Annotated in this window: 16 protein-coding genes; 6 read left to right on the top strand and 10 right to left on the bottom strand. The window is 33.8% G+C overall.

What is annotated here, in order from left to right; genetic code table 11:
- Positions 1–239 precede the first annotated feature (239 nt).
- The 7 genes from C6H08_RS02305 to purF form a co-directional block, all read right to left on the bottom strand.
- Positions 240–1,082 carry an SMP-30/gluconolactonase/LRE family protein gene (locus C6H08_RS02305; protein ID WP_034562514.1) on the bottom strand — a complete coding sequence of 281 codons (843 nt, stop codon included), beginning with the start codon at positions 1,080–1,082 and terminating at the stop codon, positions 240–242.
- Between the two features lie 86 nt (positions 1,083–1,168).
- Positions 1,169–3,028: a lytic transglycosylase domain-containing protein gene (locus C6H08_RS02300; RefSeq protein ID WP_034562512.1), complete on the bottom strand. Its 1,860-nt coding sequence runs from the start codon at positions 3,026–3,028 to the stop codon at positions 1,169–1,171.
- Positions 3,029–3,054: 26 nt separating this feature from the next.
- Positions 3,055–3,333 carry a YggT family protein gene (locus C6H08_RS02295; RefSeq protein ID WP_005218428.1) on the bottom strand — a complete coding sequence of 93 codons (279 nt, stop codon included), beginning with the start codon at positions 3,331–3,333 and terminating at the stop codon, positions 3,055–3,057.
- Between the two features lies 1 nt (position 3,334).
- Positions 3,335–4,669 (bottom strand): glutamate--tRNA ligase, encoded by a 1,335-nt coding sequence (gltX, locus tag C6H08_RS02290; protein WP_034562510.1) that lies wholly within the window; start codon positions 4,667–4,669, stop codon positions 3,335–3,337.
- 50 nt (positions 4,670–4,719) lie between these two features.
- Complete coding sequence (locus tag C6H08_RS02285) at positions 4,720–4,929, bottom strand: hypothetical protein (protein WP_080732138.1); 210 nt, start codon at positions 4,927–4,929, stop codon at positions 4,720–4,722.
- Positions 4,930–5,291: 362 nt separating this feature from the next.
- Positions 5,292–6,305, bottom strand: a complete 1,014-nt coding sequence (locus C6H08_RS02280; RefSeq protein ID WP_194145875.1) for a TIGR01212 family radical SAM protein — start codon at positions 6,303–6,305, stop codon at positions 5,292–5,294.
- Between the two features lie 19 nt (positions 6,306–6,324).
- Positions 6,325–7,719, bottom strand: coding sequence for an amidophosphoribosyltransferase (gene purF / locus C6H08_RS02275; RefSeq protein WP_034580144.1), 1,395 nt, complete (start codon positions 7,717–7,719; stop codon positions 6,325–6,327).
- An 85-nt stretch (positions 7,720–7,804) separates the two neighbouring features.
- On the opposite strand from purF, the gene C6H08_RS02270 reads away from it, so the two are divergent.
- From C6H08_RS02270 to C6H08_RS02245, 6 genes are all read left to right on the top strand, one after another.
- Positions 7,805–8,320: a hypothetical protein gene (locus C6H08_RS02270; RefSeq protein WP_233708444.1), complete on the top strand. Its 516-nt coding sequence runs from the start codon at positions 7,805–7,807 to the stop codon at positions 8,318–8,320.
- Positions 8,321–8,520: 200 nt separating this feature from the next.
- The gene (locus tag C6H08_RS02265) at positions 8,521–10,371 is read left to right on the top strand and encodes a tetratricopeptide repeat-containing glycosyltransferase family protein (protein WP_034565788.1); all 1,851 of its coding nucleotides are present in this window, start codon (positions 8,521–8,523) and stop codon (positions 10,369–10,371) included.
- A gap of 2 nt (positions 10,372–10,373) precedes the next feature.
- Entirely contained in the window at positions 10,374–11,144 is a 771-nt protein-coding gene (locus C6H08_RS02260; RefSeq protein WP_034565787.1) for a biotin--[acetyl-CoA-carboxylase] ligase, read from the top strand.
- Between the two features lie 24 nt (positions 11,145–11,168).
- Complete coding sequence (locus C6H08_RS02255; protein WP_034565786.1) at positions 11,169–11,948, top strand: ParA family protein; 780 nt, start codon at positions 11,169–11,171, stop codon at positions 11,946–11,948.
- 13 nt (positions 11,949–11,961) lie between these two features.
- Positions 11,962–12,819: a ParB/RepB/Spo0J family partition protein gene (locus C6H08_RS02250; protein ID WP_034580145.1), complete on the top strand. Its 858-nt coding sequence runs from the start codon at positions 11,962–11,964 to the stop codon at positions 12,817–12,819.
- Positions 12,820–13,138: 319 nt separating this feature from the next.
- Positions 13,139–14,308 (top strand): pyridoxal phosphate-dependent aminotransferase, encoded by a 1,170-nt coding sequence (locus tag C6H08_RS02245; RefSeq protein WP_052100031.1) that lies wholly within the window; start codon positions 13,139–13,141, stop codon positions 14,306–14,308.
- Between the two features lie 479 nt (positions 14,309–14,787).
- On the opposite strand, the gene corA is transcribed toward C6H08_RS02245, so the two are convergent.
- The 3 genes from corA to C6H08_RS02230 all read right to left on the bottom strand — a co-directional run bounded on the left by corA (position 14,788) and on the right by C6H08_RS02230 (position 18,799).
- On the bottom strand, positions 14,788–15,759 hold the full coding sequence (gene corA, locus C6H08_RS02240) for a magnesium/cobalt transporter CorA (RefSeq protein ID WP_034565783.1): 972 nt from the start codon (positions 15,757–15,759) through the stop codon (positions 14,788–14,790).
- Positions 15,760–16,196: 437 nt separating this feature from the next.
- Positions 16,197–17,867, bottom strand: coding sequence for a hypothetical protein (locus C6H08_RS02235; RefSeq protein WP_034580146.1), 1,671 nt, complete (start codon positions 17,865–17,867; stop codon positions 16,197–16,199).
- A 209-nt stretch (positions 17,868–18,076) separates the two neighbouring features.
- Positions 18,077–18,799: a carbonic anhydrase gene (locus C6H08_RS02230; protein WP_034580147.1), complete on the bottom strand. Its 723-nt coding sequence runs from the start codon at positions 18,797–18,799 to the stop codon at positions 18,077–18,079.
- Positions 18,800–18,873: the final 74 nt, after the last annotated feature.

Here is an 18,873-nt window from a genome sequence, read left to right as displayed (position 1 = left end):
TATATTGAGATTTGTTTAAAGCAAGTTTTGGATAGATTAGCAATAGATAACCAACAACACAGCTATTGCATGTTGTGTGCCATAAAAAAGTAGCTATGCCATTCTCTTTTATAAACCTTATTCTTTTAGATTCTCTTAAACCCATATATACTCCAAATAAAAAGAATTTCTATCATAACACACATAGTATCAAGAAAGCATAAAAAACATTGCACGAAACATCACAGCAAAACAAACTCTCACTCTGGCATAATCTTTTGGACTTGATTATTCAGTGTATTTGGTATCCATAAGGCTTGTTTATCAAGCAAAAATTTTGCTGGGGATTGTAAATCCTCATCGATATCAATCGCATAGACTTTGGCGTTAGTAGAGATTTTATATAGCTTTGTTGCGTTTTTATGTCCTTCTGTAGCCACTATGATGCCGCCATGATTAGTGAGTGCGATGCCACATATTTTTTCAGCAAACTCATGGACTATACTTACTTCCTTTGTTTCAATGTCTATGCGTAAAAGGCGTCCTTTTTTCTGATCTTTATCAAAAGTGCTTGCATAAAGAGCTTTTTTATCTAATGCTATGTTTTGCAACGAACCAAGTGCATTATCAATCGCAACAAAGGTATAATAACTTTTCTTTTTGAGATCTACAAGCAGGACTAACCCCGTCTCACCATCAGCCACAAGTAATGAATTAGAATCTCTAATTGCAATATCATTCAGCATATTAGCACCGCTAATAGGGAGATTTAATACTTGTCTTTTTGTCGTAAGATTAAATCCTTTTAGCATATTCATATCTACGACATAGAGAATATTATCAAGTATTGTCATGCTTTTTGGGACATTTAGGTTTGCTATAAACTGCAAGTCAATGATTTTCCCAGTCTTATCAAGCTTACTGATGAAACCACTACCGCTTTTCGTGAGATTGGGATTATCGCCTAGATTACTTACAAATACGCTGAGGTTTGTCATAGCGATAGCTTGTGGTGTGCTAAACCCTTCAATACTTACAACGCGATTGCCTTGTGCTTGTAGCATTAAAAAACATAAACAGAAAAATGCAGATATTTTTTTCATAAAATAACCTTTGTGATAAATGGATTCTACATTATAGTCTAGAATATATGGATTCCATAGATTCTAGGTTTTAATACAATAAAGTTTTATCTCTTAATACTTGGATTTTCATAAAGCAAGGTTTCAGCTAATATTTTTTCAAGATTTAATTCCTTGCCAAAAAGCTTTTCATAGATAATAAAATTCGCTAATACTCTCATACCATAATACCTTGTCTCTTCTAGTGGGATAAGCTCCATACTAAGCCATGGCTCATACTCTCTATTCTTTAAAAATAGCTCATTTTTCTTTAAAGTCCTGCGTAAAAAGCCCGGTCCGCCATTATACGCATAGGCAACAAAAAGCGGGTGTTTATACTCTCTTTGCAATTGCTTTATAAAATGTCTGCCCATCTCTAATGAAGTCTTTGGGTCAAAGAGATCATTATATTCTATATCAGTGCGTCCCATTTCCTTTGCAAATGGCTTCACATTAGCCGGCATAATCTGCATAATGCCTAGTGCAAAAGATCGTGAAATAAGCGTTGGGATAAAGTAGCTTTCTTGCCTTGCGATTGAAAATACCAAGCTTTGTTCTTCTTTTGAGTTCCATTTAACTAAGCCTTCATAAGGTGTAATGTAGTAATTTGTCGCATGTTTGTCAATCTTTTGCATGAGATAGGCAAGTTGTGGCATAGTATCTTTGTATGAAAAATATGGGATCACTTTTGCAAGTTTTATGGGATCGCTTGTGTGTAGCATGGTGTTTGTGATATTCTGCCATACATAAGGATCTTTAATATCAAATGGCGGATTATCAAACGCAAGGGAAGGAAGTTTTGTAATAATGGTATATTTTGGTTCTTTATTTAGCTTTTGTGCGGCATAAATGCTAAAGATATTTACATGTTTGCTTTGTAGTAACTCTTCTAAATACTTTTTATCTTTACTCACAAGATACTGCCAAAATACTGCTCTATCAATGAAAAATGCGATATTAGATTTCTGCTTTGCTCTTTTAAAGTAGTTCATTGCCTTATCTTTTAAACCAAATCGCAATTCATTAATACCAAGTAGAAAAAGCGTATTATGCGGGGCTTCTAGTATATCACTTGATAAAAGCATTCTTTTAAGATTACTAACATTAGAATCTAGGGCAATAGAATTTAAAATATAATAGAATCCTTGTGTATTATAGGCACTTAATCTGTTTAAATCTTTGTTTGGATCTTTACTTTTTATCCTAGATTTTTCATCAGCACTCAACGCATGATATACCATGCTAAACACGATTGCATTGTCATTAAAAAGATTGCTTGTGCGATCTTGTGTAGCTAGAATCTTAATAGCCCTTGTAGTATCTGGGTTTGTTTTAGCAAGACGACTAATTACCGCTTCTCTCTCTTTAGCCCCCAAGGTCTTGAAAGCCGCCATTCTATTACGCACAGAGATTGCAAGACATGCGTTATCTTCTTTTAATGCAGTCTGTATTGGCATATTTTGACATGTAATATCGCGTGGCATTTTCTCTGTTTTGCCAAGATTTTTTAGCGTTTTACGCAAATATGGATTTTTTGCGTTTAAGAGTTGATAGGCTTCATTAATCTGTGCTGCAGTGAGTTTGTTTTCATTGAGATATTGCCAAATGTAGAAATCTCGCACAATACCCTTTGGTTTGCCTTTAATGTAATAGTTAAAAAACTCTTGTCCTTTGAGATGATTGCCCTTGTGTGTTGGTGTGTTTGAATGGGCTATTGCCTGTGTTTTATGTGTCGTATTTGCAGTTGCTACTTGTGCGACTTTAGTAGGTGTTTGCACACTAGATTCTATTGTGTGATTTACTTTATTATAATCTGTTTTATTTGCTTCATATGGTTTATATGTCTTTGTTTCCTGTTTGCCAAAGTCTATAATGCTATCTGCATAACTTATAGAAAATATAAAAAAAAGTAGAGAGAAATATCGCATAAAACCCCTTTATTTTTATGAAATAATTAATGAAAAGCAAGTAAGAATCGAACAAGCGTTAGGTTAATAAACTGCAATACAAGAATGATTATTAAAGGTGCAAGTTCTAAGCCATTAAATTCCGTTTTTACAAATCGCTTTACAAATGAATATGCTGGATATGTCAGTCTATTTAAAATATCCATGAGTTGGCTATATGGATCAGCGCGCGCAAGGTGTAATATCGCACTGATAAAAATCACCCAGCAATACAATGTAATCACCCATGAAAGTATATTTCCAATCGCATTTAATACTAATCCCATATTATTTCCTTACAATATCGCTTATAAATGGCTTTAAAGCATGATAGAGTTTATCAAGCTCTATGCCGTGTTCCTGTCCGCTTAGAATCATTCTCAAAGGTTTAAAAAGAGATTTTCCTTTATATCCACTTTGGGCTATAATAAAGTCTTTAAATTCATTGTAGTCATAGCCTTGAATCTTATCAAGATTCTCTCTTAATGCCTTAAGGATACCATCAAATTCATTGTGAAACTCTGCGAGATTCTCCCGCTTTTTCTCTATCTCTAAAAATATAGAATCTATATGTTCTTTTAATGCCATTTGTGTGCCTACTTCATTCAAATAAAGAGTAATTAAATCATCAAAATTTTGTGGAGAATGTAGGCGAATAGATTCTAAATGTGTGAAAAGTGGATAGAAGCTAGAAATCTCTCTTTCTCGCATAATATCTCTGCTAATTTGTGCCATTTTTTTATAATCAAATTGCGCGGGGTTACTCGCAACATTTTCAAGGCAGAAATGCTCTATACAAGATTCTAAACTAAACAATTCACCAAGTTTATTCTCTAGCTTTGTATTGCCTAGCAAAATAAGATAGTTTGCAATAGCTCTCGCTTCTAGCCCTTGAAATAGAAGCCATTCTACACTTGATGCCTTATCTCTTTTTGACATTTTTTTATGCTCTTCATTAAGAATGATAGGTAAATGTGCGTATCTTACATTTTCACTAAATCCTAACGCCCTTTTAATGAGTATTTGCTTTGGTGTATTGCTGATATGATCTTCTCCCCTTATAATGTAGCTCATCTCTTTATCATCAATGCTACACGCAAAGTTGTAGGTAGGAATGTCATTTCTCATAATCACAAAGCTATCAATCTCATTCGCACTAAATGAAATCTCACCTTTTATAGAATCTACAAAGCTAACCGCCTCATTTGCCCTTAGTCGTATAATAGGGCTTGTGCTTTTTGCCCCTTTTTCAAGCTCCGCCCATTCATCTTTGTATCTAAATGCAATCTTTTGTGCCTTTGCCTCTTCTCTTTTCTCATCTAAAAATTCTTTAGAGCAATAGCAATAAAATGCTTTTTCTTCCTTTATCAATTGCAGGGCTAAATCCCTATGTAGTGGAAAATTATCACTTTGATAAATCACAGATGAAAACTCTAATCCAAATGTTTGTAAAAGGTTTAGAATCTCTTTGTCTTTTCCCTTTATATTTCTTTCTAAATCTGTGTCTTCAATCCTAATAATAAAGGGTTGTTTTAGCTTTTTTGCCATGATATAGTTAAAAATAGCAGCACGCAAATTACCAATATGCATATCGCCTGTTGGCGATGGGGCGAAACGAAGCATACTTTTCCTTTTTAATAGCTTTTAAATAAATGGGTAATTCTACCTTTATTTTATAAAGTTAAATAAATAAAATCTAATGCGTTTAAGAATAATGCAATCTCTTTTACATAAGATTCCATATATTCTTTATCTTTTAGTGCTGCAATGGCTGCTACTTGTGAGAGATGAGTAATATTTTTTGCATTACGAAGTAAATTTAATGCAGCAATGTTTTGTGCAGAACTCAAGCAATAGCCTATTAAGCAAAGCAATAATCTCACATGAATTCCATAAAAGATATTTTGCTTGTGGCTGACACAAACAAAACTCTTGCCTACACTTGCAGGTATGATAAGAAATTGTAATTTGGCTTTTAATGCATAATATATTTTAGTATCCCATAAAACCTATTTTTAGCAATTGGGTTAATAAACGAATATAAGTATAAGGCGTATTTTTTATGGACACAACAAAATTTTGTTCTAGTGCTTAGCGTTATCTTATAAAATATTATGTCATCAAAGTTTAAAAATTTACAAATAGATACAAAATTAGAAAGTATAGATATATAAAAACTTTGACACAATAGACACAATAGACTCAATAAACATCGCATAAATCATAAATACAAAGCAACAAAAACTTAATAATCTATCCCCTCTTTTTTTAGTCTATCGCGTAAATAACGCATTTGGATATTTTTATCAAAGCACCATTTTGGTGCGATTAAACTCTCATCATGCGCTCCAGCACTAACTCGCTGTATTACAATATTTGGCGGGATAAGTTTAAGCGACTTTGCTATTGCCTCGCCATAATCTTCCAGTGTAATTGGTGTATATTCGCCCTTTTTATACATGCGTGCTAGGGCTGTGCCTTCTACAACATAGAGTGGGTGGATTTTTAGAGAATCTACACCATAACTTAGAATGGTTTGTAATGAGTGTATCATCATATCTATGCTTTCATTAGGTAAGCCATAGATTAAATGCGCGCACACCTTTATCCCTCTTTTTCTTGTTTCTTTAAAGAGAGATTCTACACCCTCCATAGTATGTCCCCTGTTTGTAAGCTTGAGTGTCTCTTCATAGATAGATTGGATTCCATACTCAAGCCATATTTCTTTACCCTCTTTTACAAACTCTCCTAAAAAATCAAGTAGCTTAGAATCTACGCAATCAACTCTTGTGCCTATACTCATGCCCACAACATCAGGCAGCTTCAATGCCTTTGTATAAAGGGCTTTGAGTGTGTCAAATGGTGCGTAAGTGTTTGTAAAGCTTTGAAAATATACCATATATTTTTTTATACCATATTTATTTTTATGAAAGTTTGCGTGATAGTGAAATTGTGTCTCAATCTCCCTTAATTGTGTAGGCAAGAGTGGATTTTGTGTCAATGAAAAATTCATTTTTAATTTAGTAATATCTTTTATGTTTTGTTCTTGTGTAGATTCTGTATTGTTAGAATCTATATTGGAATTCTGCTTTTTTTTCATTACAAGCGATGGTGAAAAAGTCTCATTTTTACAATAAATGCAGCCACCTTTTGCGACCTTGCCATCAATATTAGGACAAGTAAAGCCGCTTAAAGATATTGGAATCTTTCTTACTTTCTCACCAAATCGCTGTTTAAAATATCGCCCAACTGTTAGCATTATTTTCACCTATGCCCCTTTACTTTGATTCTACATTATGCAAGTAGTTACCATCAAAACATGCTTGACAATAGCTATAATTATGTGGTTCTACCGCAGTTTTCAAGCCCTCTAAAGAGAGATACCCAAGATAGTCAGCACCAATAAATTTTTTTACCTCATCATTGCTTTTATTTGCGGATATAAGCTCACTTTTACTCGGTGTATCCACACCATAATAGCATGGCGAAATAGTCGGTGGTGCAGAAATGAGTAGATACACTTCCTTTGCACCGGCTTGTTTTAATAATCGCACGATAGCCTTACTTGTCGTGCCTCTCACAAGCGAATCATCGATGACTATAACGCGTTTATTTTCAATAACCTCTCTAATAGGATTAAGCTTTAATCGCACTTTTAGCTCTCGCAGCTCTTGTGTTGGTTCAATAAAGGTTCTACCTACATAATGATTTCTAATTAATCCCAACTCAAATGCGATTTTACTTTGCTCACTATATCCAATAGCAACAGCAAGACCACTATCTGGCACAGGCATAACAATATCTGCATCAATCTTATGCTCTAAAGCTAATTGTTTGCCTAAATTCTTCCTTACCATATACACACTTTTACCAAAGACGACACTATCAGGACGCGCAAAATAGATATACTCAAAAACGCAAGGTTTTAGAATCTCTTCAAAGACTTTTATGCTTATAATCTTTGTTTCATTATTGCGATTTTTTTCAAATACGACTAACTCCCCCGGCTCAATATCTCGCACAAAACTCGCCCCAACAAGATCAAAAGAGCAAGTCTCACTTGCTACAATATAGCCCTTTGTGCCATCTTTGTTTGTTATCTCCCCTAAGCTTAATGGACGAAGACCAAATCTATCTCTTACTGCAAACATTTTAGAGCGACTTAAAATCACGAGTGAGAATGCCCCCTCAATCTCATGTAAAGATTCCATAATACGCGGGGTTAAATGCTTTTTTGTGCTTCTTGCGATTAAATGGATAATGACTTCTGTATCTAAATTACTTTGGAATATCGCACCTTGCTGCGTGAGTGATTGGCGAATGTTTTTTGCATTTGTAAGGTTACCATTATGCACGAGGGCAATCTCACCTAAGCCATAACGTGCAAAAATAGGCTGACAATCGCCATTAGAATCTGCCCCAGCAGTTGCATAGCGATTATGTCCTACCGCATTAGAGCCTTTTAGCTTTTCTAAGATTGATTTGCTAAAAACCTTTGTTACAAGTCCTTGCCCTTTTTGAGTAGTGATATTTTTGCCATTGCTTATTGCTATACCGCTTGCCTCCTGCCCTCTGTGCTGCATTGCAAAAAGGGCGTAATATGCCATGAAGGCTGCTTCATCGCAGTTAAATGCGCCAACAACAGCACATTCCTCATTCCAGTGTTTATCCATACAAAAGCCTTGGGTTAAAATGATAAATAGGGATTGTATCATAATGTTTTTAAGCTACAATAACAAAAATTTAAAAAGGCTTTGTATGCACCGCATATTGTTGTTACTTTTCTTCAGTATTTTTGTGTTGTATGCAAATGAAAATACACAAAGAAAATATAATCAAAACAAAACTTGGAAAAACATAGATACAAGTGAAGTGTTAGAAAAAAATACAAAAAAGCTAGAAGCCTATTATAAACAAGTCGATAAGCAATCAAATGAGAGAAATTTTGTCCGCTTTAATGGTAAAAAGATTATCTCACACACTGCTTTTAGTAAGATGAATTTAGGGCAAATGCACGGCTATCGCACTTATGTGATTCTATCTATGTTTTATATAGAGTGGATAAGTCAGCATAATGACTTAGATGGTGTGAGTGTGGGTGGGATCTTAGCTGATGAGTTTGGCGATAAAAAAGCAAAAGTAAGATATTTTAAATTCGCTCAAAGATACTATTCTGCATTACATGAAATCGGCAAAGGTGGTAAGGTATTTTCCTATTGTGCTGCACCTTATCTTACAAGTTGCATTTTAATCGGCATTGATGAAGCGTGGTAGATATATACTTGATAACTTGGTTTAACATCAAACAAAAGTATCGCAAAGCTACAATACAAAAGCTTAATATTGTGTTTAGTTTTATCAAACATGAGTCGTTTTTCATATCATCGCGTTATTGATGTAGAATAACAAAAGATTGATTATTTTGGTATTAAATTTGATTGTTTGCGATTATTTAGATTATTTTAGGGTTTTATATGAATATAGAGACTATTCGTCAGTTATTTAATAATAAGCAGTGGCAAACCTGCATTGAAGCGTGTTTAAGGCTTATTATGCAGCAACGCACAAATATTGAAGCATGGAGTTTATGTGCGTTTTGTTATAACAATATAGGGCAGCTGCAAGAAGCGATTAAATGCCTTGAAGACGCACTAAAGATAGCAAAAAAGCATCATAAAGAGCATGTCTTTACACTCTCACTAAACCTTGCGGAATTTTATAGAAGAAATAATATGACATTACAAGCCATAGCACTTTTACAGAATCTTCTGCCAAAAGATGATGAAAACCTACATTTTAATCTCGCAAAATGCTATGGTGATTTACAAGATTATGAGAGATCTATACAACATTACATGATAGCCATTAAGATTAATCCAAAAGATATACATGCTATCTTTAATCTAGCTAATCAGCAAGCCGCCATAGGTAGCTTTAAACTCGCATTAAAATATTATTCACTCGCCTATGAAAGCGGTATGGGTGATGCGGGTATAAATCTAGCACAAATCTATACAAATTTAGATGATCTAAATTCTGCTATCACACTTTATAGAGAGTTAGAGCCACACTACACACAAGATTCTAATTTCTATTTTAACTACGCAAATGCACTTCGCTATAATGATGAGATAGAGTTAGCAAAAGAGGCATATAGCAGGGCGATTAGCCTAAATCCAGATGTAAGATATGTAATAAATCTCGCACATTTATATTTAAGCTTAAATGAGTTTCAAACAGGCTTTGCACTCTATGAGCATAGAAGAGTTATGCTGCCAAAGACTATGGATAGGCATTTTCTTGATTTTTCTTTTCAGGATTCTAAAAGTATATTAGATTTCTTGCAAGATAAGAGAGTAGCACTTTACCACGAGCAAGGCTTTGGAGATAGCATTATGTTTGCAAGGTTTATCCCGCTTCTTTCATGTAAAGAAAAGATAATTTTTGCACCAAAAGAGCTTTGTAAAATCTTTAGATGCTTTAATGCGCCTTGTAGTGAAAAAGTGCATGATGATTATGATATAGCACTCCCCATGCCAAGCCTTGCCTTTTTATTTGCCAATGAAAAGAGTGTAAAAATAGGTTTAGAATCTTTTAGAAATACCTTATTATCCTTTCTTATAAAATCTCAAATAAAAGATTCTAATGGCTTAAAAGATTCTATACTAAGTGATACTTTTATACACACAAATATGACAGAATCTCAAATATCTATAAAAAAAGTTTTAGAATCTTATCAGCATTACGCACAAAAAGAAGAGCTAAAAGATGATGTATTCCTAAGCACAAAAGCACAGGCGAAAAATCACTTTATAACAAATACACATAATACAATAGAGACAAAAAAGCAAATAAAGATCGCCCTAAACTTTAGCTCAAATCCAAATTTTCAAAACGCAAGAGAAAAGTCCATATACGCACAAAAGCTTTTAGAATCTCTGCCGCACAAAAACTTCACATATTATAGTTTGCAGTATGAAGGCATTGATTCTGGTCTTGCGAAAGAATTTGGTGTCATTGATATGTCAAAAGAGATTCAAGACTTTTATGATAGTGCTAGGATTTTATTAAATATGGATTTTGTGATTAGCATAGATTCCGCATTAGCACATTTGAGTGCGACTTTAGGCATTCCTACGGCTGTATTATTGTATAAACGACACGACTGGCGATGGGGGAGGTTTTGCAAACATGATTCTACTATTTGGTATGACAATGCAAAATTATTTATACAAGAAGATTTATATGAATGGCGTGGTGTCTTAGAGAAACTTAATGTATTTTTAAAGCAAACATTTAAAACATTTAAAACATTTAAAGAGTAAATATGCGTTTTATTTGGACACAGGAATTGCCCTCCACGCAAGTATGGCTGGCTGATTATATCCGTAAGAATGATTTGGAATCTATTTGCATAGTAGCAACAAAAAACCAAACAAATGGTATCGGCAGTCGTGCAAACACATGGGATAAAGTATCATGTGGATTATATCTATCATGTGCTATGCCTATTGCTTTATTGCCACAAGATTTGCCAAGGCAGTCTAGCTCGATTTATTTTGGACAAATTTTGCTTGAGTTATTTAGAGAATTTCATAATGATTTATGGTTAAAATGGCCTAATGATTTTTATTTACAAGATGATAAAGTCGGGGGTTTAATCACGCAGTATATAAAAGGCTTTGTTATATTTGGCGTTGGGCTAAATATCTTTAGCGAAGAGAAATCTTCTTTATTAACAGGCAAAATGCAAAATAATTTATCTCAAAAAGATTCTATAGAATCCATAAGCACAGAGATTTTATCTCAAATAATCAAAAAAATATTGCATTTTTTAAGCTTTAACATTGTAGAATTTGCTTTACAAAAAAATATAGATACAACATTGCATGGCATTACTTGCAATGCTTTTTTACAAAATAACATGACATGGTATGAAGTCTTTAATCGATATAAACAAAGTTTTTCTAAAAATCATCGTTTTTATACACATATCAATGAAGATGGAATTACACATAAAGTATCATTGCAAGATGCGTTATTACAAAATGATGGCAGCATAGTGTTGCATGATAAGATTCTATATAGTTTGCGTTAAATATTACAAGAAGAAGGAGATTGCATGGGCGAAGTCATTGGCATTGCAAATCAAAAAGGTGGCGTTGGAAAGACAACTACTGCTGTGAATCTTTCCGCATCTTTGGCATTATGTAATAAAAAAGTTTTGCTTATTGACTTTGATCCACAGGCAAATGCTACGCTAAGCTATGGGATAAAACGCAATAGTATAGAATCTACAATGTATCATGTAATGTCTGGGCAAACTTCCATACAAGATATTATCCAAAGCACAACGCTAAAACATTTATTTATCGCACCTACTGACCAAAATCTAGTCGGTATAGAATCTGAGTTTTACGCAAAAAAGAAAAGTCAAGGGGAAACACTTCTTAGGCAATATATAGAATCTATTCGCATGGATTATGACTTTATTATTATAGATTCGCCACCCGCATTAGGACCGCTTACAATTAATGTTTTAACAGCAGCAAATTCTCTCATTGTGCCTGTGCAATGCGAGTTTTTAGCCCTTGATGGATTAGCCCAACTTATGAATACTGTCAAGGTAATAAAGCAGTCCATTAATACAAGTCTAGCAATAAGAGGCTTTTTACCTACCATGTATAACTCAAGGACAAATCTATCAAAGCAAGTTTTAGATGATTTATTAAATCATGTGAAAACTAAATTCTTTGATGACAAAGAAGGTTATGTGGTCATACCGCATAATGTAAAACTTGCAGAAGCCCCAAGTTATGGAAAACCCATTGCATTATATGATAGCAAGTCAGCTGGTAATGAAGCTTATATGCGTCTTGCAAAAGCTTTATTAAAGAAGTAAAAAAGGAAATAGCATGGCAAAAAGAGCGTTAGGTAGTGGGCTTAATAATCTATTTGGTGATATTAATGCTGTGTATGAGAAAAATTATGCAGATTCAGATACTAACATGCAGATGATTAAATGCGATGATATTGTGCCAAACCCCATGCAGCCGCGTAAAATCTTTAATGGTGAGAGTTTGAGAGAACTTGCGGATTCTATAGAAGAGCATGGACTTTTACAACCCATAGTCGTGCGTGAAAATGAAAATGGTGGATACATACTTATTGCTGGGGAAAGAAGACTTCGTGCTACAAAATTACTGCAAAAAGAGCATATACAAGCCATAGTCATTAGCACAGAAGATTACAAAATGCGTGAATTAGCATTGATAGAAAATGTGCAAAGAGAGGATTTAAACCCTATTGATTTAGCCCTTTGCTATCAAGCACTTTTAAAAGAATATGATCTCACACAGGAAAAACTCGCACAAAAGATTCATAAGTCTCGCACACAAATCACAAATACACTGCGTTTGCTTGAATTAAGCGGTAAAACAAGAGAATTACTCCAAGATGGCAAAATAACGCAAGGACATGCAAAAATGCTTATTGGCTTAACTCCAAATGACGAAGAGATGGCATTGCAAAGCATATTAGGACAAAAACTCAATGTAAGAGAAACAGAAAATCTTGCAAAAAACCTTAAATCAAAGGCAAAGATACTAGAAAATAATAAAGATTCTACAGAATCTCTCTATACAAAATCCTTGCAAAATTTACAAGAGATTCTAAAAACCTATAATATTGAAAGCACCATAAAAAAGAATAGCATTGTTTTGCAATGTGATGAAAAAAGCAAACTTGATATTGTTTTACAGAAGTTGCAATAACGTTGTTCTTACTCTAAACGCACATTTTTTTTGCTTAGGCTTTGTGTGTCTTTAGAGCCTTGCTTGTTATACTTCATTATCAATTATCATGCCCTAGAATCTATTTTGTTATTCTTGATTTTGTTATTCTTGCGTCGTTATTTTGTGCAATATGCTTTTCATTATAATCATTTCTAGGTTTCTCATATTTTCAAATTCATAAAAAAAAGCTTATTTAAAATACTACATTTTTTCTTTTTTTATTGCATTTTCTGTGAAAATAGTGTATTATTGCAGACATGGAAACTGCATATATAACATATTTTAAGGAGTTAATCTTATGAAAAGTGTTGAACAAACAATGAATAGACGCGATGTGCTGAAGGCTGGAACGATTGCTAGTGCGTTGGCTTTAGGTGGTTTTTTATCGCCGTTGCAGGCTGCCGGTACATCTTTTAAGTTGCCTACTAGAGATAAGCCATTATTGCTAAATAGCAATGAGAGTGCGTATGGTTTTTCAAGTCTTGTTAAAAAAGCATTGGACAAAAAGGCAGCAGATTTATCTCTCTATCCTTTCAAAGCTGAAGAGGAATTGCGTTCTAGTATTGCAAGATTTTATCAAGTAAGAGAAGACAATGTATGTGTGAGTAATGGTTCTTCGGCTGCATTACAAGCTGCAATTTATGCTGTTAGTAATTTGGCTAATGAGCTTAATATGCCATTTAGAATCATAAATCCTAATCCTACTTTTGAATTCCCTGCTGTTTATGCAAAACCACTAGGTATTGAAGTTGTGAATTTTGATTTAGACTCTAAGTTTAACATGAATATTGATGCTATGAAAAAGAGTGAGCGAGAGTTTGATGGTATTTCTCTTGTTTATCTTTGCAATCCAAATAATCCAACAGGAAACATTGTATCTGCAAACGATCTGTATTCTTGGGTAAGAAATGCAAAACAAAGCACGATTTTCCTTATCGATGAGGCGTATGCAGAGTATGTGATTGATCCTGCATTTAAAAGTGGTATTGATATCCTAAAAGATGGTGCAAAAAATATTATTGTAACACGCACATTTTCAAAGATATATGGTCTTGCAGGATTGCGTGTAGGATATGCGGTTACAACACCAGAGTTGCAAAGAAGGATTAAAGACTTTTTGCAACTTGCAGGTATTAATGTGTGCGGTGCAGTTGCATCTACTGCGGCACTTGCTGATTTCAACTTTAGACAATATTGCGTAAATTCAAATGTGAGATCAAGACAAATTGTAACAAAAACCCTTGATTTTTTGGGCTTACGCTATGCGCCTTCACATGCTAACTTTATTTTCCATGAAATCACAGGTAGCTATGATGATTTTGCAAAAAATATGAGAAATCAAAATATCCTTGTTGGACGACAATTTGCTAAGTTTGATAACTTCTGTCGAGTTACATTAGGAACTCCACAGCAAGCTGAATATTATGTAAAAGTATTAAAAACTTTTAGACAGAAACGCTATATCTAATACCATTAAGGTTTTGTAGCAATTTATAGAGCTTTAAATTTCACCATTGAAGCCTTTTCCGCCAATCTGTTATATCTGTACAGATAAAATTTGGAATCCATAGATTTTAGCTTGAGCCTATTGAATCTCAAATAGGCAAAGTATTTATTTTTCTGTTATTCCGTATCTTATTTAGTATCGAGTGTCTTATTAATTCTCGGATTTTTTATATTGTAAATCTGCCTTGTGTAGTGAGTTGTTTGGCATATCTATATTTCAACCTTTTCGCATAAACTCAAATTCACATTATATGATCTTAAGAAACAAAAAATAGCGAATACAGAACATCCAAAATGAAATACATATTATTTTTTTCCACAAGCATCAAAAATAGAAGCAAGAACTACAAAAAAGATTCTCATGTAAATTCACCTTGCTATTTACTTTAAGCAAAGTTTTTAGATAAAAGACTTTAGCTATTAATCGCTATGTAATAAATCTTACAACCACCCTTTTTTCTTAAATGCAATAAGTGGTAGTATGGTGGAAATAATCATCACAAGCACTGCAAGTGGATAGCCATAATCCCATTTAAGCTCTGGCATAATCTCAAAGTTCATGCCATAAATCGTCCCAATAAGAGTTGGCGGCATCATAGCAACAGTGGCAACGGTAAATAGCTTAATGATTTTATTCTGCTCGATATTAATCTGACTTGCTAGAATTGTTTGGATATTATCAAGGACATTGAGTTGCGATACATTAAATTCAACAAGCGAGTTTAAATCCTTTAAAACAATGGTAAGATTGCGTTTAATATCGCTATCAATCTTATCACTTTTAATGAGTGAAGTAATAGTACGCCGTTTATCAAATAGTGAATCTCGCACACGCATATTGAGTTCTTGCAAACTTGAAATGCCTTTTAGCATTTTGTCGTAAGTGTATTCATTCTTTTCTTCCAAGACATTAATGCGTAGCTTTCTTGCCTCTTTATCAATCCACTCTAGTATATCAGCATCTTTTTCTACACGAATTTCAAACATTTTATCAAGCACATCATAGCCATCTTCAAAGTTTTTTGGACTTGCAAGAATGCGTGTTTGCATCTCTTCAAAAATCTTAAAATCATTGAATCTAATCGTAAATAAAATATTTTTAGTCGTCATAAAAGTAATTGTTTCATTAATCAGGCTAAATTCCTTGTTTTCTGTCTGCATACGCACGAGAAAATGCGTGTTAATAGTAATTGTGAGATTATCTTCCCAATATCTTGCGCTAAGCTCGATTTCTTCACGCTCTTCTTGCGTTGGAATATCAAGGTTATATTGCTTTGTAATGTAGTTCATCTCATCATTTGTTGGGTGAAGTAAATCAACCCACAAAATATTACTAGGGAGAAGATTATCTTCAATGTTAAATTGTAACTTTTTGACAAGCCCATTATTCGTCTTAGTATAAATATTAAGCATGACTATTCCTTGTGCTTTTTTTTGAATACTTGGTTTTACATATCCGCTAAACATTGTTACAGAAACTACGCATTATAACATATTATTGCATGATGTGTGATCTCCCAAAAAAGCTTGTAGTATATAATTGTAATAAATAAGATATGAACACGAAGATTATATGTTTTTTTTGTAGTTATATTTTTATAGTAACAACCAACTTCGATTGTTTTTTTGTGAGTGTGGGAAAAGAATTGCTTATACTAGCACTAAGCTGAATTTTCTTTAAACATGTGCGTGTTCTTTTATAATGTTTAGAATGATAAATAGTTTTCTTCTATAATCTTTAGGGGACTGCAGGGTATTGAAATACAAATAAGAAGCAAACCTCAATTATACCCTGTAATCCATGTATCCAAAAATCCAGATTCCAAATTTAACTTCAATGTATCTCTCTCCTAGCGTGTTTGTGTGGATTGCTTTGTATGCTCTTCATATTTTTTTACTTGAGAGTCAAAGGCTTTTATCATATTGGGTAGATTTTTTTGAATCTTATATAATGCAGCTAAATGTATTTTTAGTGGATTTGCCCAGATTGGATTTGGCTTTGATACTGCATCAATTTGCTTTCTACACGCATCAACGGCTTTGTTGAGATTTACAGGTAGTGTCCTTAACTGCGTAAGATACTCTCTCCCCTCTTTTATCCTTACATCCATATTGCCCTTGCGGTTTGTAAGCTTTTGATTTAATCTATCTTGAGCTTCCTTTAAGTCAAGTTCTTTTGCTTTTACTTCTTGTAGCTTTTCTTCTAGAATCTCTTTTGTCTGCTTAAGTTTATCTTCAAGCGTATTTTTTGCATCTTGTAGTTGTGCTTCAAGGTTTAGTCTAATTTCTTTAAATTGATCTTCTTTTGCTTGCACTTCAGCGATTTGAGATTCTAATCCCTCTCTTCTGTCTGTCGTCTTTGCGTCCTTATATTTACTCTCCAAAATCTCTCTTTGCTCTCTAAACTCGCTCTCTTTGGCATTTGCGATTTTTAGCCGCTCATCAAGGGCATCTTTTACGGATTTAAATGCGGATCTTTTAAGCTGCACTTGTGCAAGTTGTGTTTCTTTTAACTCCATTTCCTTTAATTGTGCATCTTTTAGAATATTTTCTTTCAATGCCACTTCTTGCATATCCTTTGCTATATCATCGCTTGTTTCTTCGCATACAAGTTTTTGAAACTGCGTATAAAAGCTATCTAATCGCACAAATATCTCATTTGCTGGGACACTTGGCGATGAAGAGTAAGGCACATACACCATGTATTCAAGATTTGGTATCAAAAACGCATACTGCTCGTAGCTTTTAAAGAAAGTCTCTTTACATGTCTTTTCATACTCTTCATCATGGAATACAAAGGTTGGCAACTCATCATTTGACAAACTCGCACAAATCGTTGTCTCAAGATAACGCACACCATCAGACCAATCTCGCAAACAATAATAAAACATACCAAAGTCAATGGGCGTAATCTCTTTTCTATTGTTAATAATAAGATTTACTGCAAGTAAGTGTAAAAAGTCTTTGAATCTTTTGTCAGAAATATTTGAGAGTTGTTTAACTAGATTTTGTTCTGCATCATCTAGCATTGTGATATCACCTACAAGTTCGCCTGTGGGGTTTGCATGAGAGGCAAGAGATTCTATAAAATTGATTGCTTTTGCTCTATTCTCCTCGTCCCAAAACTGCGTAAAATTGTAATCTTGGAAAATTTTTTTCAGTTTATTTGCCTCTGGGGCTAACTGCTTTAGCTTTTCTATTACATTTGTGTTTTTTGGTGCAAAAAGATAATCATAGAGATGCTCTGTATTATTATGATTGCCTAAGCAACAATAGGCGGTATATTTGCTTAATTTATCCTTATTTTTTGAGAGATTTGAACCTGCAGTAATCTTTGCTTTAATGGGTGTTTCCCCAAACAACGCTTCAAAACGCATTTGTATATCTTTAGCATCATCATGTCCATAAAGCAAAAGTGGCTTATTACTCAAGGTGCATAAAAGTGCTAGTCTCACTTCTTCATCTCGCCCATATAAGCCTTGATTGAGAATAATTTCTAGTTTTTCAATAACATCTTTCACAACTACTCCTCAATGCGAAATTCTAGATTCTGTAACTACACAATCACATGTCAAAAACTTAAAAATACTTGAAAATATAGCAAAAATGCACTTATAAATTACTGAATCTAATAGAATCTAAAACCTTAAAACCATGCTTGATAGCACAACTATAAAAAGCATAAAAATATCTATGTGGCTTGAAGTAGGGCATATAGAATAGCCATAAATCAAGGCGCAGATAGAATCACCCTATCATGTAATGGCTGCACATTCCTTGCATTATCTTTAAGGATTGCATGCATTGCATCAATCTGAGCTTGTGAGGCTTCAACACTCTCTTTTAATACTATCCATTGCACTCCCTCATTGCAGGGCGGTGTCGTAAGGCTACCACTAAAGGCATAATAGCCCTGACTTTTAGGCAGTAGCTGTGAGATATATATCATATCCATTTGATGGGCTTTATCTATATCAATGGGAGCATAAGATAAGACATTATTTAGCGTTATATTGTTTTGTCCTTTTCTAAATAGCATGGCAAGAACTAAATAATTATTCTTTTCATCTTTATGCACCATGTGCATTTCCATAGGGTAAGATTTGCCCTCAATCTGTGTTTCTGAAGGTGTGTGAAAGTGTAGCTGGACTAGATTATATTTTCTATTTTGATAGACTAAGCCTCCCGCCTCATTAAAATGCAGGGCGATAGTGTGTCCATTATTTATAATATCCTTTGCGTTTGTGCCATAAAGCAGGTGCAACTCATTTTTAGATTCTGTTGTTTTTTTACTCTCAATATTGACTGATGATTGCTTTAAACCTGTGCTACAAAGCTTAAATTTAGGATCAAGCCTCGCCCACATATCTGGTCCATTATGCTTATCATAACCCCAACGGGCTGCATATACACTTCCTATACTAAAAACCAATGATAAACAAATCTTTTTCATAACTCCCCTTTAATAAATTAGCAGAAATCTACATAGATTCTCAAAAAATAGTCGTAATTTTACAATAAAAACAC

The organism is Helicobacter bilis (assembly GCF_900198365.1).
Lineage (GTDB): Bacteria > Campylobacterota > Campylobacteria > Campylobacterales > Helicobacteraceae > Helicobacter_A > Helicobacter_A bilis_B.
This window is presented reverse-complemented; position numbering and strand designations above follow the sequence as displayed.